Below are 23,304 nucleotides of genomic sequence, written 5' to 3' on the forward strand. Positions count from 1 at the left end.
TGAATTAAAGGAGAGAGCAACTATGGAAAAATACCGTATGGATAGAAGTAAAGGAATGGAGTTTGGATTATATTCAATTGGTGATCATGTTTTAAATCCACATAACGGAGAGAAAATTAGTGCAGAACAAAGAATTCATGAATTAATTGAAACAGCTAAGTTAGCGGATGGAGCTGGACTTGATGTATTTGCTGTCGGTGAAAGTCATCAAACTCATTTTACAACACAAGCTCATACCGTTATTTTAGGAGCTATTGCACAAGCTACGAAAAATATAAAAATTGCAAGTTCAGCAACGATAGTAAGTACATCTGATCCGGTACGAGTATATGAGGATTTTGCTACAATTGACTTAATTTCTAATGGACGTGCAGAAATCGTAGCTGGTCGTGGATCTCGTATTGGGGGATATAGTTTACTTGGTTATGATGTGAATGATTATGAAGAGTTATTTGAAGAGAAAATGGATCTTTTATTAAAAATTAATAAAGAGGAACATGTAACATGGAACGGACAGTTCAGAGCGCCGCTTGCACATGCATCGGTTATTCCAAGAGCTAAAAATAATAACTTACCAATTTGGCGTGCAGTTGGTGGCCCACCAGCTAGTGCGATTAAAGCAGGACGTGCGGGTGTACCAATGATGATAACAACACTAGGTGGCCCAGCTATTAACTTTAAAGGATCAGTAGATGCCTACCGTGAGGCTGCGGCGCAAAGTGGATTTAATCCAGCGAGTTTGCCAGTTGCAACAACGAGTTTATTTTATACAGCAAAAAATTCACAAGATGCATTTAATGAATACTATCCTCATATTAATGCTGGTATGCTTACACTGCGCGGCGGTGGGTATCCGAAGCAACAATTTACAAATGCAGTAGATTACCGTGACGCATTAATGGTTGGTAGCCCGCAACAAATTATTGAAAAAATGCTTTACCAATATGAATTGTTTGGACAACAACGTTTTATGGCACAAATTGATTTTGGTGGTGTACCACTTAATAAAATTGAGAAAAACATCGAATTAATTGCTACTGAAATTTTACCGGCTGTTAGAAAACATACAGCAAAATAATTTAAAAAATACCGAGAGTCTAATCGATTCTCGGTATTTTTTATGTATGAATTCAGTTTGGAAAAATGACAAAAAAATGAATTTTTAGTCTGGAAAGAGGGAGGGTATTTTCTATTTTTGAATAACAATATTTTGTGTTTGAATTTTTAAAATACATTTTCCTCTTGACAAAAAACTAACTGATTTCTTCATTGGTTAAGAGGACATTTTTTTGTGAAAAAGTCAAGTGTACAAAGAGAAAAGCGATTGTTTTATTGATGCGAAAGTAAGTCTTATATTAAAAAAATACATTTTAGTAATGAGAAAAATCTAATTCAAAAAAATGACAAAAGACATATTTCAGACAAAATGATGTCAATAATACGTCAAAAATCAGCTGAATTTACTATGCAGGTATATTATACAATTCGATTAACGGATAAAACACTACTGAAATAGTGAAAAGGTAAATTTTATGAGAAAGTTCTTTTGTAATTATCTTGAAAACTGAAAATTTCTATTTTCTAAAAGTACATATACAAATTTATCTTTCTATATTTCTAAGATTTGAGTTGTTTTATTCATACAACTCAATCGAAATTACGATATAAAAAATTATGAAGGAAGTGATTGTAGTATGGAAACGCTCGAATTGGCACGAATACAATTCGCATCAACAACGATTTTCCATTACTTTTTTGTTCCGCTGTCTATTGGTTTAGCTTTTATCATTGCGTTAATGCAAACGTTATATGTGGTAAAGGGACAAGAAATTTATAAGAAGATGACGAAGTTTTGGACACAAATATTCCTTGTAAACTTTGCGGTAGGGGTAGTAACTGGTATTCTACAAGAATTCCAGTTTGGTATGAACTGGTCAACATATTCACGTTTCGTAGGTGATGTGTTTGGTCCATCACTTGCGATTGAAGGTTTATTAGCATTTTTCATTGAGTCTACATTCTTAGGGTTATGGGTATTCGGTGAGGATAAATTACCGAAGCGCATTCACCTTTTATGTATTTGGCTCCTTTCAATTGGAACAATGTTATCAGCATTTTGGATTTTAACTGCAAGTGCATTTATGCAATCGCCAGTAGGGTATGAAATGGCAGCAGATGGACGTGCACAAATGAATGATTTCTTAGCAATCATTCAAAACCCACAATTATGGGTACAATTCCCGCATACAATTACAGCGGCGATTGCAACTGGTGCATTCTTTATTGCAGGTGTGAGTGCATGGAAAATAACGAAAGCTCAAGAAACTGAAGTGTTTAAAAAATCGTTCCGCATTTCTATCATTGTTGGAACACTTACAACTGCGCTAGTATTATTCTTCGGTCATGCGCAAGCACAACAATTAATTAAGACACATCCAATGAAAATGGCAGCAGCTGAAGCGTTATGGAATACGAGTGAGGATCCAGCGCCATTTACAGTATTTGCGAAAATTGATGCAGAGAAGCAAGAAAATTCGTTTGAAATTCAAATCCCTTATATGCTAAGTCTATTATCATTTGATAAATTTAGTGGTCAAGTAGAAGGAATGAATCAAATTCAAAAACAATATGAAGAAAAATATGGACCTGGAGATTATATACCGCCAGTACACACTATGTTCTGGAGTTTTAGAGCGATGGTAATGAGTGGAACATTTATGCTTCTTCTAGGAGCATATGGATGGTTCTTATCAAGAAAAGATCGTTTAGCTGAAAAAACTTGGTATTTAAAATTAATGGTGTATGCAATTGCACTACCGTTTATCGGTAATACAGTAGGATGGATTATGACTGAAATGGGACGTCAGCCTTGGGTAGTTTTCGGTGTTATGAAAACAGAAGATGCTGTATCTCCAAATGTTACGTTCGGAGAAGTATTATTCTCTTTAGTTTCGTTCACATCACTATATTTAATTATAGGTGGAATTACTATTTACTTATTCGTTCGTATTATTAAAGGACATGAGAATAAGAAAACGAAACAGGATTCTCAAAGCCATGATCCATTTGATAAGGAGGAAGAGTATGTTATCTCTTAATGAGTTGTGGTTTATCATTATTGCAGTTCTATTCGTAGGCTTCTTTGTACTTGAAGGTTTCGATTTCGGTGTAGGTATAGTTTCAAGGTTTTTAGGGGAAAACGATTTAGAGAAAAGAATTTACTTAAATACAATTGGTCCATTTTGGCACGCGAATGAAGTATGGCTTGTTTGTGCAGGTGGAGCTATGTTTGCAGCATTCCCGCACTGGTATGCAACTTTATTTAGCGGGTTTTACATTCCGTTTGTATTTATGCTTCTTGCTTTAATTATTAGAGGTGTTTCCTTTAAATTCCGTGCGAAAATAGATAATCATAAATGGAAAGGTTTTTGGGATTGGGGTATGTTTTTAGGAAGTTTGCTACCGCCTATCCTTTGGGGAGTTGCCATTGCTAACTTTATGGTAGGTATTCCAATTGATGAGACGAAAAATGCTGTAGGTGGATTCTTACCATTACTTCATCCATTTGCATTACTTGGAGGAGTGATGTTCCTTCTGCTATGTATTGTTCACGGATTGCAATTCCTTACTATACGTACAACTGGTAAACTAAGAGAACGTGCACGTATTGCTGCGTTGAAAATTGCACCGCTTGCAATTATAGCACTTCTTATTTTTGCCGGTGTAGGATTATGGAAAACAGATATATTCACTGGTCATGGTACAGAGTGGATTATGGTTCCGATCGGAGCTTTTGTAGCATTATGTGCGTCAACATTATTAAATAAAAGAAGAAGAGATGGTTGGGCTTTCGTTATGACGAGTTTAACAATCATTTTACTAAGTGCGAGTGTATTTGCCGGCATGTTCCCACGTGTCTTAATTAGCTCGTTAGGGTCAATATACGATTTAACAATTTATAATGCAGCATCAGGAGATTATGCACTAAAACTGATGACGTATTTTTCAATTGCTATATTGCCATTTGTTATGGGAAGTCAAATATGGAGTTACTATGTGTTTAGACAACCTGTTAAGTCAGATAAAGATTTGGAGTACTAATGAAAAGAAAAAGAGGACTTCCGTCGTATCCTGGTAGCCGAGTTTTATATGTAGTGTTAACGATCATTAGCATTTTAGAAGCTATAAGTATTATTGCACAAACAGTGTTTTTAGCACGGGCTATTACGTTTTTATTTCAAGGAGAAACAGTGCAATCTGTGTTAAATGAAACTGTTTATTTTGGAATCACGTTTGCAGTACGTCACATGCTAGTGCGAATATCGCAAATATTAGTGGAACGTTTCGCTGAAAAAACAGGGTCGCTACTGCGAAAACAATTAATAGAGGCGTATTTCACATTAGGTCCAAGGTATGTTCAAACTGCTGGAACAGGTCATCTGGTTACCTTATCGATTGAAGGTATTGAGAAATTTAAGACATATATTGAATTAACAATTCCTAAAATGATTAGAAGTAGTATCGTACCGGGACTAATTGTACTATATGTTTTTACGCTAGATATTGAGTCTGGAATCATTTTAGTTGTAACGATTCCTATCGTAATTACATTTATGATCCTACTAGGATTAGCGGCGCAGAAAATGGCGGATAGCCAATATGAAACATACCGTGTACTTTCTAATCATTTTGTAGATACGTTAAAAGGATTAGAAACATTAAAGTATTTAGGTAAAAGTAAACAGCACGAAGGAAAGATTGAAAAAGTAAGTAAAAGGTATAGAAAAGCAACGATGCGTACTTTGCGAGTTGCTTTTCTTTCTTCTTTTGCATTAGATTTCTTTACGAGCTTATCCATCGCATTTGTGGCAGTCGGATTAGGGATACGTTTAATAGATGGGGCAATTGTACTATTGCCCGCCCTTACGATTTTAATTTTAGCTCCAGAATATTTTCTGCCGATTAAACAAGTTGGAGCGAATTATCATGCTACGTTAGATGGACAACTTGCAATGGAACAAATAGAAGAGATTTTACAGCAACAAAAAGAAATAGGAAAAAAAGAATCAAATGTAGATTTAATATGGAATTCCTCTAGTAACTTGAAATTACAAGATGTAAAAGTAAAGAGTGATGAATCTGAAAAAGCTATATTAGAGGGAATTGATTTTACTTGGAAAGGCACCGGCGCTATAGGTGTAATTGGTGAAAGTGGAGCAGGAAAATCAACATTAATCGACGTATTAGCAGGATTTTTAACTCCTTCAGGTGGAAAGATGATTGTAAATGGTGTGGAAATTGACGGGGCTACTCGTGAAGAGTGGCAAAAGAATATTGCTTATATTCCGCAGCAACCTTATATTTTCCCACTTTCATTAAAAGATAACATTTGTTTTTATGAAACAAATACAACTGATGAAGAAGTGGAAAGAGTTATTAATGAAGTTGGTCTTCGTTCACTCGTAACATCGCTTCCGAATGGGATGTACGAAAGAATTGGAGAAGGTGGGCGTATGCTTAGTGGTGGACAAGAACAACGTGTCGCTATGGCACGTGCACTTTTAAGCAAAAAGCCAATTATTTTATTAGACGAGCCTACAGCACATCTTGATATTGAAACTGAATTTGAAATAAAACAAACGATGTTACGTCTGTTTGAAGGTAAGTTAGTATTTCTTGCAACACATCGTCTTCATTGGATGAAACAGATGGATCATATTCTTATTTTAAATAACGGGAAAATAATAGAAAGTGGAACATATGAAGAGCTTTTAAAGAATGAGGCATTACATTTTCGCAGGAAAGAGAGGAGATAGAGATGAGTAACTGGATTAAACCTTATATACAGCAAAATAAAGGTAGAATGACTTTAACTATTTTCCTTGGTCTTCTAGGAGTTAGTTCAGGTGCGATGTTACTTTTCATTTCAGGTTATTTAATCTCTAAATCTGCTCTTAGACCAGAAAATGTAATGGCTGTATATGTTCCTATCGTTGCAACACGTGCGTTTAGTATAGGACAAGCGGTATTTCATTATTTAGAGCGTTTAGTTGGACACGATGTCGTACTACGCATATTAGAAAAAATGAGAACGAAACTATATAGAATAGTAGAACCGCAGGCGTTATTTTTCCGTTCGCGATTTCAAACGGGCGATATGTTGGGTGTATTATCCGAAGATATAGAGCATTTGCAAAACCTATATTTACGTACAATATTTCCTAGTATATTAGCATTAGTTGTATATAGCATATTCGTACTTGTTATCGGAGCATTTGACGTAGTGTTTGCGCTTATTGCAGGGTGTATGCTAGCGATTATCGTCTTTCTGCTTCCATTTGTATCATTACTTTTAATGAAGCAACATCATGTTACTTTAAAACAAGGAAGAAGCCGTTTGTATCAACAATTAACAGACGCTGTTTTTGGATTATCTGACTGGCAAGCAAGTGGCAGAAAAGATGAATTTATTGATAAGTATGTAGAGCAAAATAATCAGTTGTTAAAAACGGAAAAAAGAATGAAACGCTGGAATCATATTAGGGACAGTATCATTCAAGTAGTAGTGGGGATTGTAGTTATTTCAATGATCATATGGACTGGAAATGAGGCGGCAAGTGAACAGATTGCACCTACCGTTATTGCGGCTTTCGTCTTAATGACGTTATCAGTTACAAACGCGCTTATTCCTCTCTCAGATGCTATCGATCGAATTCCATCATATGTAGAATCTGCTCATCGTCTAAATCAAATAGAAGATAATGCTGTTTTACAGGAAGAAGAGGAATTACGCGGGGATAAAGGTTATGTTGCATCAAAACATATAGACATTGAATTAAATAATGTATCGTATAGTTACCCAGATAGTAATGAATTTGTATTGAAAGAAGTATCACTGCAAATAAAGGCAGGAAAGAAAATCGCCATTTTAGGAAGAAGCGGAACAGGTAAATCTACTTTGTTAAAATTATTAACAGGTGCGCTAAGCCCGTTACAGGGTGAAGTTTTATTGAATAGTGAACATGCTCATACGAATCTTTTATCAAAATATATTTCTGTATTGAATCAGAAGCCGCATTTATTCGATACGACAATTGGAAATAATGTGCGAATCGGTAAACCAGAGGCTGCGGATGAAGAGATATGGACAGCTTTAGAGAAAGCGCAATTAGCTTCGCATATAGCTTCTCTTCCAGATGGATTGCAAACAAAAATGCATGAAATGGGAAAAAGGTTTTCTGGCGGGGAAAGACAACGGGTTGCTTTTGCTAGAACGCTCATGCAAGAGGCTCCAATTATTGTCCTTGATGAACCGACGATTGGCTTAGATCCGAAGACAGAATTATCTTTAATAGAAACAATGTTTTCTGCAACGGAAGAAAAGACAGTAATTTGGATTACCCACCATCTTGTAGGAATTGAACATGTAGATGAAGTTATATTCCTTGATCGTGGTCAAATTGTGATGCAAGGTAGTCATGAACAACTTCTGAGAGAAAACGAGAAGTATCGTATGCTTTATGAGTTAGATAAAGGAATATAGTTTGAATAAGTAATAATTGTAAAATAGCTACGCCTAATGGTGTAGCTATTTTTTGTTAAGAAATATATTTTCTTTTTAAGGTATAGATTTATCCCGCTATTTGTAGGGAGTAAGACTCCTATCTTAAGATCCGGCTGATGTGAGGAAATTAGGCGGGAGAGTAACTGTACGTAAAAATCCGATTGGTGAGGGGGGATAATTAGAAGGGATGGAGAAGCCTCCTCTAATTAAGGTTTCGTTTTATTTGTCTTACATTATTTTATATGAATAAAAAGCAGCTAATCAAATGCTTATATGATTGGATATGTATATTTACGAGTGAAAAGTTGGATATTTTGTTATGGGCTTGCATAAAAGTATAAAGTTCTCATACGGTTTAAGTAATGTGATATTATGTCGCGTATATAAATAATATGCGAAAAGGTGGAGGGAAAAGATGGGGAATCGTTTTGAAAAAAGTGAAGAGGCAATAGAGCGAATTCCGTTGGTAAGTGTTTTAATTCCTACTTATAATCGTCCTGACTACTTTGAAAAAGCATTGTGTAGTGTATTACAACAAACATATTCTAATATAGAAATTATTATTGGAGATGATAGCACGAATGACGAAACAGAAAATGTGTTACAAAAATACTTATGTGATCATTCAAATATTATTTATATAAAAAACAGGTCAACTCTCGGACAATTTGAAAATGCGCTAATGTTATTTAATGAAGCAAACGGTGAGTATATAAATTTTTTAATGGATGATGATATATTTCATGTAAATAAAATTGAAAAAATGATGAAGTATTTTTTCAATGATCGAGATAATGAAATCAAACTTGTAACATCTCATCGTCAAGTAATTGATAATAAAGGGAAAGAACTACGACATATTTATTCAACTGTTCGTTTATTTGAAGAGGATACGATCATAGAGGGAACAGAATTAGGAAATAGGGTAATTGTGGATCAAAAAAATTATATTGGAGAACCGACAACAGTTTTATTTCGTAAAAATGATTTACAAGAACCGTATGGGATTTTTGATAAGAGAAGGTATCTATGTAATGTAGATATAGCCTCATGGTTATCTTTATTAAGTAAAGGAAAAGCAGTATATATTGCAGAGACACTTAGTTACTTCCGATTACATTCAGGTCAACAGTTGAATGAATCTAATAAACTTATGGATGGAGTAGAGGATTTTTCACATAGTATTATAGTTGGAGAAAAGTATGGTTTTTTATCTACTGAAAAAGAGTTATATAAAGCGATAACTAATTTTCTAGACTATGCAAAAAAATTAGTTCCATCATCAATATTATATACATTAGACTACTACCGACAGATTAAGCAAAAGGAGATAAATATAGAAAAGAAAAAACAGTATCGGAATAACAACTCTCATTTACCGAAAGTCAGTATACTTGTTCCTGCCTATAATAAACCTCATTACTTGGAATTAGCTCTCAAAAGTGCTTTGAATCAAACATATGAAAATATTGAAATAATAATTTCTGACGATAGTACAAACGGTGAAGTTCAAGCGATGATCCAACCATATTTAAGTGAATATAAATGTATTACATATGTTAAAAATAAACCCCGATTGGAAGCAGAGAACTTTAATAAGTGTATAGAACTTGCAAATGGAGATTATATAAACTGTTTATTAGATGATGACTTATTTCATCCTGAAAAGATTAAAAGAATGATGAACTGTTTTTTTAGTCTAGAAAACATTTCGTTTGTGACGTCATATCGTGAATTAATTGATGACAGTGGAAAAGTATTACCACCAGCAACATTGAATATGAAAATTGCCAAAGAAACTACACTTTTTGAAGGAAAAGAATTAGGGGATTATATGTTAAAAAACTTAAAAAATGTAGTTGGTGAGCCTACAACAGTTCTGTTTAATCGGAAATTTTTGGGAGGAGATTTTGGGTGTTTTAAGGGGAAGGCTTACTCTGCTATTCATGACATTGCAACATGGCTAGATATGATGAGGAAAGGGAAAGTAGTTTATATAGAGGAACCCCTTAGTTATTTTAGACAACATAGTGGGGAAAATCAAAAACAAATGCAATTTACATTAAAGACAGTTGAAGAATGGATTGAATTAATACTAGATGCATATAATAGTGGGTTTTTAAATTGTGAGCAAGATTATAAAGAATGTTTAACTCATTGTTTGGAAAATGCGATGTTAATAATTAAGGATGTGGTAAAAAATAATCAATTAAATCAAATTGATAATGAAAAGATAGAGAAGGAACTAAATAAGCTAGTTCATCGTATATTTGAGAAAGAAGTCTGCTATTGTCAATTTTGCAATCAACAATTTGAAAAATTTTCTCCTTGGCCAGAACATTACGATTTTCCAAAATATAAATTCGAGATGTGGAATAAAGATACGGGGATTTGTCCGGTATGTGATTCGATGGACCGTGAAAGGTTATATCGTGTATATATTGAAATGGAAACGGATTTATTAAGTGGAAATGATACTATGCTTCATATTGCACCAGAAGTGAAGTTAAGAAGTTGGTTTACTCAGTTTAAAAATATTACATATGTATGTGGAGATATTGAACCAAAGGATCCATTAATGCAGGAAATTGATGTTACTAGAATTCCATATGAAAATGATACATTTAATGTGATTTTATGTGGTCATGTATTACAGTACGTTCAAGATGATGAAAAAGCGATGAGAGAGTTATATAGAGTATTAAAAACAAATGGATGGGGAATTATTCAAGCGCCAATCGTAATGAATGTAGATAGTATTATAGAGAATGAATTAATTTTAACGCCAAAATTGAGAAAATTAGCTTTTGGTCATGAAGAACATGTAAGAATATATAATCAATCAGGATTTATACAACGATTAATGAATGTAGGATTTAAGGTTGAATTGTATAACATAGCTGAAAAACAAGGAATGAGAAGTGCGAAGAAATTTGGTTTATCTGAAACTGATGTACTCTATATTGTTCGGAAATAAAGAATTGAGGGGAATTGAAATAATTTGCATAATAGATATTATGGACAGTTAAATCAAAGTTTTGAAGAAGTATTAAACCTTAAATAAAGAATTAATGCTTCTTATTTTTATTATAGAGCGATGTGCAACTTATTTTTTTGTTTTAAATTTAGCTGACAAAGGCAATACTGAGCCATAGTGAATGTAAAGTTGGAGGGCGAGTGTATATGTTTGAAGAGGACGGAATTGTTTTAATTATGGAGCCTGCTGATGAAAGAAACTTGAGGAAATTTATTTTTTCAGTGCCAAAGTCAGTATATGAAAAGAAGGGGCTTACATTACACTATGGAGCAGCTATAGGACAAGGATATATGGATATAATTGAAGATATTATTAGTGTACATATAGAAATGGATGTTGTAACGATAATAGGGCATGTGAGCGGTTAAATAGCTATTTGAAAAAGGTTGTAGGTGATTTAGCTAGAAGTTATGATAAAGAAGATTACAGACAAGTATAATGACGAAGGGAGTCTACAATGAAAATCAAATCAATTTTATTAGTATGTATAGTTTCAATTGGTTTAATGGGATGTTCAATAGTAGAGCAAGGAAAGAACTCCATAGATTATGCTCAAAAAGCGACAGACTATGTAAATGAAATAAGTGCATTTGCAAATGATGCACCAGCATTAGCTGAAAAGGCTGTGAATGATAGCGAAGCTCGAAAAGAATTAGAAACGAAGCTTAGTGAAATTAAACAAGATATACCCGCATTCAATGAATTAACACCGCCGGATGTAGCGAAGGATCTTCATCAGCAAATCGTCGGATATAACGAAAAGTTAAATACGTTAATTGATACGGCGATGACCAAGATAGAAGAAGGGAAAGTGGATGTAGAGCAATTTAAAAACTCTGAGCTTATGCAGACGGTAGATCAAGTTCGTGAATTGAAAGACAAGGTTCAAAATTTAGGACAATAATAAAAAAGGCTCCGTGACGAACGGAGCCTTTTTATGTTTCCTAATGGAAAAGTTTGAAATGTTTTCTTCCTATAATATAAGCGTCGTTTATATCTTCCATTTTTCTAAAATATGTATTGTTTTATTGGTTGCATCCATGTTCACTTGAACACCTATCGGCATAGTGATCATCGGATGGGTATGACAACAATCAAAGTCAGCAAGTAAAGGAATGCTTTGGTTTTGCAGTACTTCTAATAATATTTCGTACGGTTTGCGCTTTGTACCACAATCATCAAATTGCTCATGTTTTCCAAGAAGTATACCTGAAACTTTATCAAATACACCGTTAATTTTAAGTAATGAAAAGCTTCTTTCAATAGTAGCTGCATCTTTTGAGCTATCCTCAATAAATAAAATATCGCCTTCTTGAATGCTTGGCATATAAGGGCTACCCAAAATGCCTTCTATTGTATTTAAGTTCCCGCCAATAATACGTCCAGTAGCTTGTCCATTTGTTACAGAAATCCAACTATTATGTCTACGTTCTTTTTCTTTCGTCTTCATTTCCCAATTTATAAACTCATCTGACCAAAATAAAGGCTGTTTTATGTTGTAAGGAAGTACTTGATCATGTAGTAATGTTTCTAAAAAATAGTTGTATGTATAATCTACAAAAGGCTCAAATTCTCCAAAGGAGGGGACGAGTGCCGGACCATAAAATGTAGGGATTCCTGTTTTGGCATAAATCCCTAGCAATAAAGCTGTTGCATCTGAATAGCCAATCATTATTTTAGGGTTATTTTGAAAAGCATTATAATCAATATAAGGTAATAAGGAATTAGAATTCATACCGCCAATTGTTGACATAATGCAAGATACATTAGGATTTCTTATTAGAGCATTGAGTTCCTCGGCACGCTCTTGTATACTGCCAGAACGATAATAATCATATCGACCTGTTAGTGAACCTTCTAATGTGTGAAATCCTTTCTGTTGTAAGTAGGATTTCGCTCGTTCAAATCTTTTTGGAGAAGTGTAGGTTGCTGGTGAAGAGGGCGAATAAATGCCGATTGTGTCACCGTATTTTAATGTTTTTGGAAGTAGCATCGTAAGAATCCTTTCTATTAAATAGTTAAATTACGATAATATAACATTGAATATTCTTATATTTCGGTATTTTAAGTGTAACATAAATGTATGAGATGAATAAATATGCTTTTTACCTTGACGATATAAAGTGATTATTGTTATGGTTAAACGTGAGTGTATAAAAGGTTTGCTAAAGGAGTTTTGAAATGAAGCAGTTAAAATGGGGAAGGCTGACGATCCTAGTAGTCATTATTTTAGGGATATGTTGGTTCTTATTCCAAGGAACTCAAAAGAGTGCAACAAATGTAGAAGGACAACCTTTACAGGTGGCAGAATTACCTAAAACAGGATTAACTGAAAAAGTAGTGCCACCAAAGTACATACCACCTGAAATTGATGCAAAAGCAGCTATGATTATCGATGCGAGTAATGGAAATATTATTTATCAACATAATGAAAATGAAGCTTTTGCGCCAGCAAGTATGTCTAAGATGATGACAGCGTACCTACTATTAGAAAATGTACATAATGGGAAAGTTCGTTGGGAAGATCCGGTGAAAATGAGTGCGAAAGCGGCACAAACAGAGGGTGCGAGAATCCCAGTCCAAGTTAATGACACATTAACTGTTAAAGATTTGTACCATGCATTAATGATTGAATCAGCAAATAATTCAGCTGTAGCTTTAGCAGAACATATGGCAAAAACGGAGAAAGATTTTGTTCAGCTTATGAATGAAAAAGCAAAGCAGTTAAAAATGTCGGAGTATGCTAAATTTGCAAATGCGTCAGGACTACAAGAACCTGATGGAAGTGAGACGAAGATGACAGCTGCTGATGTAGCAAACTTGGCGTATCATCTTATAAAAGATTATCCAGAAATATTAGAAGTGACTCATTTACGTCAAAGTCAGTTAGCATTTAATAATATTAATGTTACAAGTACAAATGATATGTTAAACAAAAATAATAAAGCTTTATATATAGAAGGAATAGACGGATTAAAAACAGGGTTTACAGATAGCGCGGGGTATTGTTTTACGGGTACAGCAAAACAAGGTGATACTCGTATTATTACAGTTGTAATGGGGACAAAAGGAAAAACGAAGCGTTTTACAGAGACGAATAAGCTAATGTCTTATGCATTTGGCTTAGTTAATTAAGTAAAATATTGAGTTAGATCATTATATAAGAAAGGCAATTTGTTGTTACTTATTATAGGTAACAATAAATTGCCTTTTTATTTTTAGAATTAGGAAATAAAAAGGTAAAAAATGTGAGTGTTATTATTTGAGTTTATTATTGTTTGTTGATAGTATAAAGTTAGAAGCTTATTAATGATAAGTTTTAAGAGGCAGAATATGATGTGTACATATGAAAAAGCCTCAAATGAAAATTGGAGGGAATTATGATGGCAAAAGATTTTTACTCAGCAATTGAAGACAGAAGATCTATTTACGCGATTAGTAAAGAGCAAGTAGTTTCTGATGAGAAAATTCAAGAAGTGATTTATCATGCTGTAAAACATACACCTTCAGCTTTTAACTCTCAGAGCGCTCGCGTTGTCGTCTTGCTTGGAGAACAACATGATAAGTTATGGGATATTACGAAAGAAACGTTACGAAAAATTGTACCTGAAAATAATTTTGCATCTACTGAAGAAAAAATGAATGCATTTAAAAGTGGTTATGGAACGGTTCTATACTTCGAAGATAGTCAAGTAGTGGAAGAACTGCAAGAAAACTTTGCCTTATATAAAGAGAATTTTCCCGTTTGGTCTCAGCAATCCTCAGGAATGTTACAATTTGCAATTTGGACAGCTTTAGAAATTGAAGGATTTGGTGCTACATTGCAGCATTACAATCCATTAATTGATGAAGAAGTGAGAAAAGAATGGGAAGTCCCAGAAAGCTGGAAACTTACTGCGCAAATGCCGTTTGGTAAACCGGTGGTAACTGCAGGTGAAAAAGAATACCACCCTTTAGAAAACCGTGTGAAAATTTATAAATAATGTAAGAACGATAAAGTGAAACTTTAATCAGTGGGAGAGTTTTTTCATCCCCCACCTATCTTCTTTGCTTTCGCTGAATTTTGAGGTGGGGGTCTTACTGCCCGTTAATACGGGATAAAAGGTGAACAGAAATATAATCTGTTCACCTTTTTATAAGTAGTAAGGATTTTTTTGATAGGAATTTTTCATCTGATTTTTTAATTCGTTTTTACGTGTTTCAATAGTCGATATTTTTTGTAAGGTAATAATTGAAACGAATTGAAAAAAAGCATAATACAGTTCTATATTTTTATTTATAGGATCATCTATTATGTTTTTCATAAATATACCTCCTTTTTTAATAATAAGACTTCCATCTCAAAATTTGATGATACGTGGAGAATACCGGCCCGTAAAAGTTCGATTGGTTTCCGGGTAGGTTGGATAAATCTTTGCATGGATTAAGACGCCACTGTACATATGATAATATAAATATCCTTGGAATTCCATATATAGCAGAAAATAGTGAGTGGAATGTACATTTTCGTCAAATTAGAACAGAATTTTTGAAGTTAAATCTTACAAATCGTCAAATCTTTTATAAGCGATAGGCAGTATCAAAAATAGTTTTCTAAAAATATTATACTATTGATAAAAAAAGTATTTTTTGTCATGATAAGAGTATGCTTCATGGAAAGAACTTTACTAGGGAATACATTCTTTGCATTGTATTAGATTAATAGAGTTTTTTGGAGTGGATAGGAAAACTCTATTAAGATAATGAATAGAATGTCGAATTTTCAATGAAATACATAAGGGATTTGAAAAAAGCATTGCAAAAACAGTAAGTTTAATGGTAAAGTTCACATGAAGTTCACACGGAATTCACTTCATTCATTTAAAATGAACTCTGTGTGAAAAATAAAACTCTTGTTAAAAAATGGAACTTAATGAATATTTTACTTTGATAATATTGTAATGTATTAAGTTTATAAGTTTTTTTAAGAGGATAGTAGGGAAAGGAAGTAAAGACAACTTATGAAAAAAGTAATTGCAGGTTTAGCAGCAGCTTCTGTAGTGGGTGTTGCAGTTCCAGGTATGGATTCTGCTCAAGCACAAGTTTCAAACGAGGCGCTAAAAGAAATTAATGGACAAAATCAAACTCAAAATCAAACGACTGTAACTGAAACAAAAACTGTAGAAACAAAATCTGACTTAAAATACACAGTAACTGCTGATGTATTAAATGTTCGTTCAGGTGCTGGTACAGGACATAACGTGATTTCTAAAGTGAAATCAGGTCAAGTACTACAAGTAATTGGACAAGAAAACGGTTGGTTCAAAGTAACTGTAAACGGTCAAACTGGTTATGTAAGTGGTGACTTCGTAACGACTGGTGGTAAAACAGGAACTACTGTTCAACAAGGAACTGGTACTTACACAGTAAACGTTTCTTCACTAAACGTACGTACAGGTCCAAGTACATCTCATACAGTATTAGGCTCTGTAAATAAAGGTAAAACAGTACAAGTTGTTGGAGAAGTACAAGATTGGTTTAAAATCAACTTCAATGGTGGAACTGGATACGTAAGCAAAGACTTCGTAACAAAAGGTGGTTCTGCTGTATCTAACGAAACAAACCAACCAACTACAAACAACAATACTACTACAGTTCAAACTGGTGGTTCTTATGTTGTTAACACTGGTGCTTTAAAAGTACGTACAGGTCCAGCTACATACAACGCTGTAATTGGTGGCGTAACACAAGGTAAAGTATTAAACGTTACTGGCGCTGAAAATGGTTGGTACAAAATTAACCATAACGGCCGTACAGGTTACGTAAGTGCAGACTTCGTTAAGTTTGTAAAAGGCGGAGTAAACAACGTTACAAATAACAATAACAATAACGTTACAAATAACGTTCAACAACCAGGTAAAGACGTACAAAAACCAACAACAGGTGGAGATACATCTTCAATCGCTGGATTCGCTAGATCTTTAAATGGTTCACCATACAGAACTGCTGGTACAACACCTGCTGGTTTTGACTGCAGTGGATTCATTCACTACGTATTAAATCAAACTGGTCATAAAGGCGCTCGTCAAACAGTTGCTGGATACTGGAGCTCTAAAACAAAAACTAGCAATCCACAACCAGGTGATTTAGTATACTTCCAAAATACTTATAAATCAGGTCCTTCTCACATGGGTGTTTACTTAGGAAACGGTCAGTTCATTAGTGCAGAAACTGATGCAACTGGTGTACGTATTAGTTCTGTAAGTAACTCTTACTGGAGCAAGCACATGTTAGGTTACACAAAAGCATACTAAGAAAAAGTAGTTTATATACTTTTCGTATAGAGAAAAGGCTTTCCAGGGAAACTTGGGAAGCCTTTTTATAGTTGAATAAATTGGGAATGTAGTAGTTTTTACTGTAACTTCCCATTTAAAAATCGAGCATATAGATCATGGAAGTAGTTCGGGCGAAATAAGTTTGCTGCATGTCCTGCTAACGGTATTTCTTTATATAAAACGTTAGGAAGAATGGATTTCAAATCAAAAAGACAAGATTTATAGAGATGATCATGTTCACCCATTACCCATAGAATAGGGTGGGGAAGTGATTTTAATTTGGATTTTAAATCGAATTCTAAACGATGCCGTAATGATTGAGCAATAATTGATGAATGTAATTGCAATCCGAAACGGTAATAAATATTTCTTGAAATGACTGCGAACGGATTTGCTTTTAGCATGCCACTTGGGAAAATGGTATTTGCGTATTGAGAGAGCCATTTAGAGTATTCGTCTCCTCGCTTCTCCCAAAACTTTTGAAATACGTTATATAAAAGGGATGGATTATTATAATGTCCACCAATGTGACAAATGCTCAGTACTTTTTCTGGATGCATTTGTGCAAAAATTGTAGAGATATAACAGCCGTAACTTAAAGCACAAATATGAGCTTTTTGAATGCCTTCTTTTTCATATAAATTCAATAATTGATCTACGAGGCGCTGTAATGAAAATTCGATATCTGCACCTTTATCATCGCCATGGCCTAATAAGTCGTAAGTTATAATGTTATAGGTGGCTGAAAATCGTTTATGCTCTTTTTTGAAGGCACGACGATTGCCGACTAAGCCATGAATAAAAATAATTGTTTCCTTTTCGGAATGAATATTTGTTTGCAAAAAGGATACTCCTTTCAATAACGGGAGATTTATATAGTATCGTAAATTGGTTATCTATAATTCACATAGAATAATATTTAGTACTAGGTAATAATATCAGATATTTACATCTGTTGTAAAGATGAGTTTGCATGTATATTTTGTAAAAATAGAAAAGGTGTGTTTACATTCAGTTTACATTGGTATTGTATTCTATTTTTAGAAAGAACAGTTTGGTTTAACACGAGGAGATGAACAAAAATGGAAGTTAGAAATGAGATGGAGAAAAAAGGGAGCTGGAGGCAGTTTTTACGCCTTATTCAAGATACAAATCCTCCAAAGGGGATTCTTGCTTTTGCGTTATTAATGAGTTTGCTTTCTACGGGAGCGAGTTTATTTATACCGATGTTAACGAAAGGGTTAGTAGATAATTTTTCACTCTCATCAATAAGTACAGGACAAATCGTTGGGCTAATTACATTCTTTATTATGCAAACTATAGCCGCAGGATTGTCTATATATTTACTAAATTATATAGGACAGAAGATTGTAGCTGGACTGAGAGAACGTTTGTGGAAAAAGGTGCTTATTTTACCGGTAACTTATTATGATCAAAATAGAACAGGCGATACAATTAGCCGTATGACAAATGACACAGGTGTTGTAAAAACATTAATTTCTGAGCACTTGTCAAACTTATTAACAGGCGGTATTTCAATTGTTGGATCATTAATTGTATTATTTGTTTTAGATTGGAAAATGACACTTTTACTTTTAACGGTTATTCCATTATCAGTACTCATTTTAGTTCCACTTGGACGAAAAATGTATAAGATTTCAAAAGCACTTCAAGATGAAACGGCTTCTTTTACAAGTGTATTAACACAAGTGTTATCAGAAATTCGCTTAGTGAAATCTTCGAACACCGAAAAAAAGGAATATGAAACTGGAAATAAAGGTATTGAAAAGTTATTGCAATTTGGTTTGAAAGAGGGAAAAGTGCAAGCGTTAATTTCACCAGTTATGTCGTTTGTTTTAATGGCATTGCTTGTCATTATCGTAGGATATGGTGGAATGCGAGTTTCTAGCGGTGCATTAACAACAGGAGAACTAGTAGCATTTATTTTATATTTAGTTCAAATAATAATGCCGATGAGTCAATTATCTATGTTCTTTACACAATTCCAAAAGGCAATTGGTGCAACGGAAAGAATTAATACAATTTTAGAATATGAAGTAGAAGATCATGAAACTGGTGTGAAGGTCACAAATGCTAAGCAGCCAATCGTTCTTGAAAATGTACATTTCGAGTATAACGAAGAAGAGCAAGTTTTAAAGAATATTGATTTCACAATTGAATCAGGAAAAGTAACAGCAATCGTAGGACCAAGTGGTAGCGGGAAAACGACGTTATTCTCACTGTTAGAACGTTTTTACGAGCCAACTAGCGGTGCCATTAAATTAGGAAAAGACTCAATTAAGAATTATTCACTACAGTCATGGCGACGTCAAATTGGTTACGTTTCACAAGATAGTCCGTTAATTGATGGCACGATTCGTGATAATATTTGTTACGGTGTTGAGGGCGAAGTGACAGATGAAGAAATTGAAAAAGTAGCAGCAATGGCATATGTTGATGCATTTATTCATGATTTGCCAAACGGATACGCAACAGAAGTTGGAGAACGTGGTGTGAAGCTTTCTGGAGGGCAAAGACAGCGAATTGCCATTGCCCGAGCATTGCTTCGAAATCCACAAATTCTTATGTTAGATGAAGCAACTTCCAGTCTAGATAGTAAGTCTGAGTCTGTCGTTCAAAAGGCATTAAATAACTTAATGAAAGGCAGAACAACGTTAGTTATTGCACATAGACTTTCTACTGTTGTAGATGCAGATAAAATTATCTTTATAGAAAAAGGGAATCTTACAGGAAGCGGTACACATGATGAATTATTACAGACACATGATATGTATCGTGAATTTGCAACGCAACAATTGAAAATTAAAGAGGGTGCATTATAAAATGAATAATCAGTGGTGCTTATACGCCACTGATTATTCATTTTTAAAAGCTTTATAAAGGATGCTAATTAGAAAGGAAATGGTTTCTTTGATACCTAACATTTTAATAGTGGACGACGATCCGCATATTAGAGAACTTGTTTCTGTATTTTTAGAACGCGAAGGCTTTCAAACATATGAAGCAATTGATGGACTAGATGCACTTAAGAAAATAGACGAAGTAAAAGTTGATATGGTTATTCTGGATATTATGATGCCAAATATGGATGGATTTGATGTATGTTTTGAATTAAGGAAGTACTATGATATTCCGATTTTGATGCTAACTGCTAAAGGGGAAACGTCTCAAAAAGTAAAAGGATTTCACCTTGGCACGGATGATTATCTTGTAAAACCATTTGATCCGATAGAACTAGTAGTAAGAGTTAAGGCGTTATTGAAACGTTACCAAATTACAGTGTCGCAATCGATTCAAGTTGGAAATGTACTGTTAAATCGTAAAACATTTGAAGTTACAATTGGAGAACGAATAGTTACATTACCGCTAAAAGAATTCGAATTGCTCTTTACTTTAGGTTCTAAAGCAGGAAGAACTTGTTCGAGAGAGCAATTAATTGAAGATGTATGGGGATATGATTTTGAAGGGAATGAACGTACACTAGACGTTCATATTAATCGGCTACGTGAGAAGTTTCAAGAAGAGAAGTCGAAGTTCAGTATTAAAACGATAAGAGGCTTAGGGTATCGCTTAGAGGTAAGTAAATGAGAAAAAGAAAACAAATGAGTAAGTTGAAGATGTTGAAAGTAACGGGAGCGATAATAGCGCTCTTTTCTTTTCTCACTATAATTTGGTCTATCGCATTTTATGTAGCAACTAGTATATTGAATGCTCTTGAAATACATGTATCGCCGTTTGTTGCCTTTTTAATTAGTGATATGGTCGGTTTTGTATTTATTGTTCTTATTTGGACATTGTTTGGGATATTAATGAGGCCAAAACGACAGGCGATGATTTGGACTATTATTGAACCTATACAAAAAATTGCAAAAGGGGACTTCTCTGTAAAAATACGAAATGAAGAAAAGTATGATGGAGAAATTGGTGTACTCGTAAAAAGTATAAATGATATGACAGATGAACTAAATGCGATGGAGAAAATGCGTCAAGAATTTGTATCGAATGTTTCACATGAAATACAGTCACCATTAACATCTATAAAAGGTTTTGCTAGAGCATTACAAGATAACGATATTTCCGAGGGAAAAAGGACGCATTATCTTACCATTATTGAAACAGAAACGACGAGATTATCTAAACTAAGTCAAAATTTATTGAAACTAACTCTTTTAGAATCGGAAGAGTACACACCAGAAAGAGTGACTTATCGATTAGATCAACAGTTAAAGCAAATAGTATTAAATAGTGAACCGCTCTGGGCAGAAAAAGAAATTGAGTTAGAACTTGATTTGGATAAAGTGCATGTTACTGCTGATCAAGAAAGTATGAGTCAAGTGTGGATCAATTTAATTCATAATAGCATTAAATTCACGCCGAATGGTGGCACGATTACAATTCAGTTGAAAGAACAAGTGAAATTAGTAGAAGTACGTATACGTGATATGGGAATTGGTATTTCAGAAGAACAAAAACAACATATATTTGAACGGTTTTTTAAAGCTGATTCTTCACGAAATCGAGCATATGGAGGAAGTGGTTTAGGATTAGCGATAGTAAAAAAAGTAGTCGACCTACATCAAGGAGAAATAAAGGTTGAGAGTGAGGAAGGGAATGGGACGGAATTTATTGTTTGTATTCCTAAATATGAAGAGAGATAGTGTTAGGAGGAAAATCTTCTAACACTATTTCTCTTTAAACACACAATCCCCGTTACTGCAACTATATTGATAGGCTTTTCCTTCGTTATTCATACGGTATGAATAACGTGATTGTTTATCTTTCTTAAAGTCAACGTATGCTTCTGCACCGTTTTTATCATCATCGATATTGATGAATTGAACATAGCGTATAGAATAATCTTTCTTTTCGCTTAAATCTCTTTCTTGTAAGTTTGTATGAATTTCGTCTACTAACTGGTCAAACAATGACCAGTTCAAATTAAGATTTTCAAATGACTCAGTATGTCTTCCTAAAATGCCGTTGTCTTGTATTATTTTTTTATTATTATCGTATGTATAAGAGTATGTAAAATAAGGTTCGTCTTTATATACGACTTCTGCATAATAGCCAATAGTATAAAGGGGAGTATATTTTCCGGTTATACTTTGTATTTCTTTTTGACTATATCCTTTTATAGTATGGAGATAGTCATTAGTATCTTTTTCTATTACTTTATAATGTAGTGGATTACCAAATATAAAGTACATAGCCAAAAATATGATACATAGTCCGAATACAGTTAGTGACAAGAACCATTTTTTTCTTTTCATACACTTACACTCTCCTATACCGGATTTATTTTTATTTTACATGAATCATGGCAAAAACATGAGACTTAAAAATAAAAAAATTCTATAGTTACCTACAAGTAACCTACGCACATGAAAGTGCATCATTGCCTTTTTACATAAACACAGATACAATTTTAATATAATACATAACTGAGATAATTAAGGAGTGTTATACTTGGCAGAATTATTACAAGGCAAAAATGCTTTAATTACAGGAGCAGGTAGAGGAATTGGTCGCGCTGTAGCGATCGCGTTAGCGAAAGAGGGCGTAAATGTAGGTCTTTTAGCTCGTTCAGAAGAAAACTTAAAAGCTGTTGCGAAAGAAGTAGAAGCGGAAGGCGTAAAAGCTGTTATTGCGACTGCTGATGTTTCTTCATATGAAGAAGTGACGACTGCGATTGAGACATTAAAAAACGGTTTAGGATCTATCGATATTTTAATTAATAACGCTGGTATTTCTAAGTTCGGTAAGTTTTTAGAATTAGACGTTGCTGATTGGGAAAAAATCATTCAAGTAAACTTAATGGGTGTATACTATGCAACTCGTGCAGCTTTACCAAGCATGATTGAACAACAATCTGGTGACATCATTAACATTTCATCTACAGCAGGACAAAAAGGTGCACCTGTAACAAGTGCATATAGTGCTTCTAAATTTGGTGTTCTTGGCTTAACAGAATCGTTAGCGATGGAAGTTCGCAAACATAACATTCGTGTAACAGCTCTAACTCCAAGTACAGTAGCAACTGATATGGCTGTAGATTTAGGATTAACTGACGGAAACCCAGATAAAGTAATGCAAGCAGAAGATATTGCAGAATTTATCGTAGCTCAGCTGAAATTAAATAAACGTACATTTATTAAATCAGCAGGACTTTGGTCTACTAATCCGTAAGGGATAAATGTATAAACAAAAGAAGGGATATTTATTCTGTAATGGAGTAGATGTCCCTTCTTTATTTTTACATGAAACGAAATGCTCTGTATAATCTACTATAAATGATAAACAGCTTTAAAAAGGAATGTTTTGTTTCTATGAATTAATAGCTGCTGAGCAACGTGTAAGTGCTACAATAC

The 23,304-nt window shown here is 34.0% G+C and carries 19 protein-coding genes; 15 read left to right on the plus strand and 4 right to left on the minus strand.

Annotated features, from left to right (window positions below):
- The first annotated feature begins 22 nt into the window (after nucleotides 1–22).
- The 8 genes from ACXVYO_RS25830 to ACXVYO_RS25865 all read left to right on the plus strand — a co-directional run bounded on the left by ACXVYO_RS25830 (nucleotide 23) and on the right by ACXVYO_RS25865 (nucleotide 11,505).
- Complete coding sequence (locus ACXVYO_RS25830; protein ID WP_458469014.1) at nucleotides 23–1,078, plus strand: LLM class flavin-dependent oxidoreductase; 1,056 nt, start codon at nucleotides 23–25, stop codon at nucleotides 1,076–1,078.
- A gap of 616 nt (nucleotides 1,079–1,694) precedes the next feature.
- The gene (gene cydA, locus ACXVYO_RS25835; protein ID WP_458469015.1) at nucleotides 1,695–3,098 is read left to right on the plus strand and encodes a cytochrome ubiquinol oxidase subunit I; all 1,404 of its coding nucleotides are present in this window, start codon (nucleotides 1,695–1,697) and stop codon (nucleotides 3,096–3,098) included.
- Nucleotides 3,085–4,101, plus strand: a complete 1,017-nt coding sequence (cydB, locus tag ACXVYO_RS25840; RefSeq protein WP_458469017.1) for a cytochrome d ubiquinol oxidase subunit II — start codon at nucleotides 3,085–3,087, stop codon at nucleotides 4,099–4,101. The genes cydA and cydB overlap by 14 nt, the downstream gene beginning before the upstream one ends.
- Nucleotides 4,101–5,816, plus strand: coding sequence for a thiol reductant ABC exporter subunit CydD (gene cydD / locus ACXVYO_RS25845; protein WP_458469019.1), 1,716 nt, complete (start codon nucleotides 4,101–4,103; stop codon nucleotides 5,814–5,816). The genes cydB and cydD overlap by 1 nt, the downstream gene beginning before the upstream one ends.
- 2 nt (nucleotides 5,817–5,818) lie before the next feature.
- A complete protein-coding gene (gene cydC / locus ACXVYO_RS25850; protein ID WP_458469021.1) occupies nucleotides 5,819–7,543 on the plus strand; it encodes a thiol reductant ABC exporter subunit CydC in 1,725 nt (574 codons plus the stop codon).
- Nucleotides 7,544–7,979: 436 nt separating this feature from the next.
- Entirely contained in the window at nucleotides 7,980–10,541 is a 2,562-nt protein-coding gene (locus ACXVYO_RS25855; protein ID WP_458469023.1) for a glycosyltransferase, read from the plus strand.
- Between the two features lie 206 nt (nucleotides 10,542–10,747).
- On the plus strand, nucleotides 10,748–10,969 hold the full coding sequence (locus ACXVYO_RS25860) for a hypothetical protein (protein WP_458469025.1): 222 nt from the start codon (nucleotides 10,748–10,750) through the stop codon (nucleotides 10,967–10,969).
- Between the two features lie 89 nt (nucleotides 10,970–11,058).
- Complete coding sequence (locus ACXVYO_RS25865) at nucleotides 11,059–11,505, plus strand: DUF6376 family protein (protein WP_458469027.1); 447 nt, start codon at nucleotides 11,059–11,061, stop codon at nucleotides 11,503–11,505.
- A gap of 87 nt (nucleotides 11,506–11,592) precedes the next feature.
- Here ACXVYO_RS25865 and ACXVYO_RS25870 read toward each other — a convergent pair whose 3' ends face one another.
- On the minus strand, nucleotides 11,593–12,594 hold the full coding sequence (locus ACXVYO_RS25870) for a S66 family peptidase (protein WP_458469028.1): 1,002 nt from the start codon (nucleotides 12,592–12,594) through the stop codon (nucleotides 11,593–11,595).
- A 188-nt stretch (nucleotides 12,595–12,782) separates the two neighbouring features.
- Between ACXVYO_RS25870 and ACXVYO_RS25875 the strand changes: the two genes are divergently transcribed.
- Nucleotides 12,783–13,736 (plus strand): D-alanyl-D-alanine carboxypeptidase family protein, encoded by a 954-nt coding sequence (locus ACXVYO_RS25875; protein ID WP_458469029.1) that lies wholly within the window; start codon nucleotides 12,783–12,785, stop codon nucleotides 13,734–13,736.
- A gap of 245 nt (nucleotides 13,737–13,981) precedes the next feature.
- Nucleotides 13,982–14,584 (plus strand): nitroreductase family protein, encoded by a 603-nt coding sequence (locus ACXVYO_RS25880; RefSeq protein ID WP_458469031.1) that lies wholly within the window; start codon nucleotides 13,982–13,984, stop codon nucleotides 14,582–14,584.
- A 150-nt stretch (nucleotides 14,585–14,734) separates the two neighbouring features.
- Here ACXVYO_RS25880 and ACXVYO_RS25885 read toward each other — a convergent pair whose 3' ends face one another.
- A complete protein-coding gene (locus tag ACXVYO_RS25885; RefSeq protein ID WP_011040231.1) occupies nucleotides 14,735–14,905 on the minus strand; it encodes a hypothetical protein in 171 nt (56 codons plus the stop codon).
- Between the two features lie 696 nt (nucleotides 14,906–15,601).
- Here ACXVYO_RS25885 and entFM point away from each other — a divergent pair.
- On the plus strand, nucleotides 15,602–16,894 hold the full coding sequence (gene entFM / locus ACXVYO_RS25890) for an enterotoxin EntFM (protein WP_458469033.1): 1,293 nt from the start codon (nucleotides 15,602–15,604) through the stop codon (nucleotides 16,892–16,894).
- Nucleotides 16,895–16,992: 98 nt separating this feature from the next.
- Here entFM and ACXVYO_RS25895 read toward each other — a convergent pair whose 3' ends face one another.
- Nucleotides 16,993–17,757, minus strand: coding sequence for an alpha/beta fold hydrolase (locus tag ACXVYO_RS25895; RefSeq protein ID WP_001194295.1), 765 nt, complete (start codon nucleotides 17,755–17,757; stop codon nucleotides 16,993–16,995).
- 240 nt (nucleotides 17,758–17,997) lie between these two features.
- Between ACXVYO_RS25895 and ACXVYO_RS25900 the strand changes: the two genes are divergently transcribed.
- From ACXVYO_RS25900 to hitS, 3 genes are all read left to right on the plus strand, one after another.
- Complete coding sequence (locus ACXVYO_RS25900; protein ID WP_458469034.1) at nucleotides 17,998–19,758, plus strand: ABC transporter ATP-binding protein; 1,761 nt, start codon at nucleotides 17,998–18,000, stop codon at nucleotides 19,756–19,758.
- Nucleotides 19,759–19,846: 88 nt separating this feature from the next.
- Entirely contained in the window at nucleotides 19,847–20,524 is a 678-nt protein-coding gene (gene hitR, locus ACXVYO_RS25905; protein WP_458469036.1) for an envelope stress response regulator transcription factor HitR, read from the plus strand.
- Nucleotides 20,521–21,594: an envelope stress sensor histidine kinase HitS gene (hitS, locus tag ACXVYO_RS25910; RefSeq protein ID WP_458469038.1), complete on the plus strand. Its 1,074-nt coding sequence runs from the start codon at nucleotides 20,521–20,523 to the stop codon at nucleotides 21,592–21,594. The genes hitR and hitS overlap by 4 nt, the downstream gene beginning before the upstream one ends.
- A gap of 24 nt (nucleotides 21,595–21,618) precedes the next feature.
- Here the strand turns inward: hitS and ACXVYO_RS25915 are convergent, their stop codons facing one another.
- Nucleotides 21,619–22,206 carry a DUF3139 domain-containing protein gene (locus ACXVYO_RS25915; protein ID WP_458469040.1) on the minus strand — a complete coding sequence of 196 codons (588 nt, stop codon included), beginning with the start codon at nucleotides 22,204–22,206 and terminating at the stop codon, nucleotides 21,619–21,621.
- Nucleotides 22,207–22,402: 196 nt separating this feature from the next.
- Between ACXVYO_RS25915 and ACXVYO_RS25920 the strand changes: the two genes are divergently transcribed.
- The gene (locus tag ACXVYO_RS25920; protein ID WP_000818985.1) at nucleotides 22,403–23,122 is read left to right on the plus strand and encodes a 3-ketoacyl-ACP reductase; all 720 of its coding nucleotides are present in this window, start codon (nucleotides 22,403–22,405) and stop codon (nucleotides 23,120–23,122) included.
- Nucleotides 23,123–23,304 lie beyond the last annotated feature (182 nt).

The sequence above is a fragment of the Bacillus sp. BC08 genome (assembly GCF_054326875.1).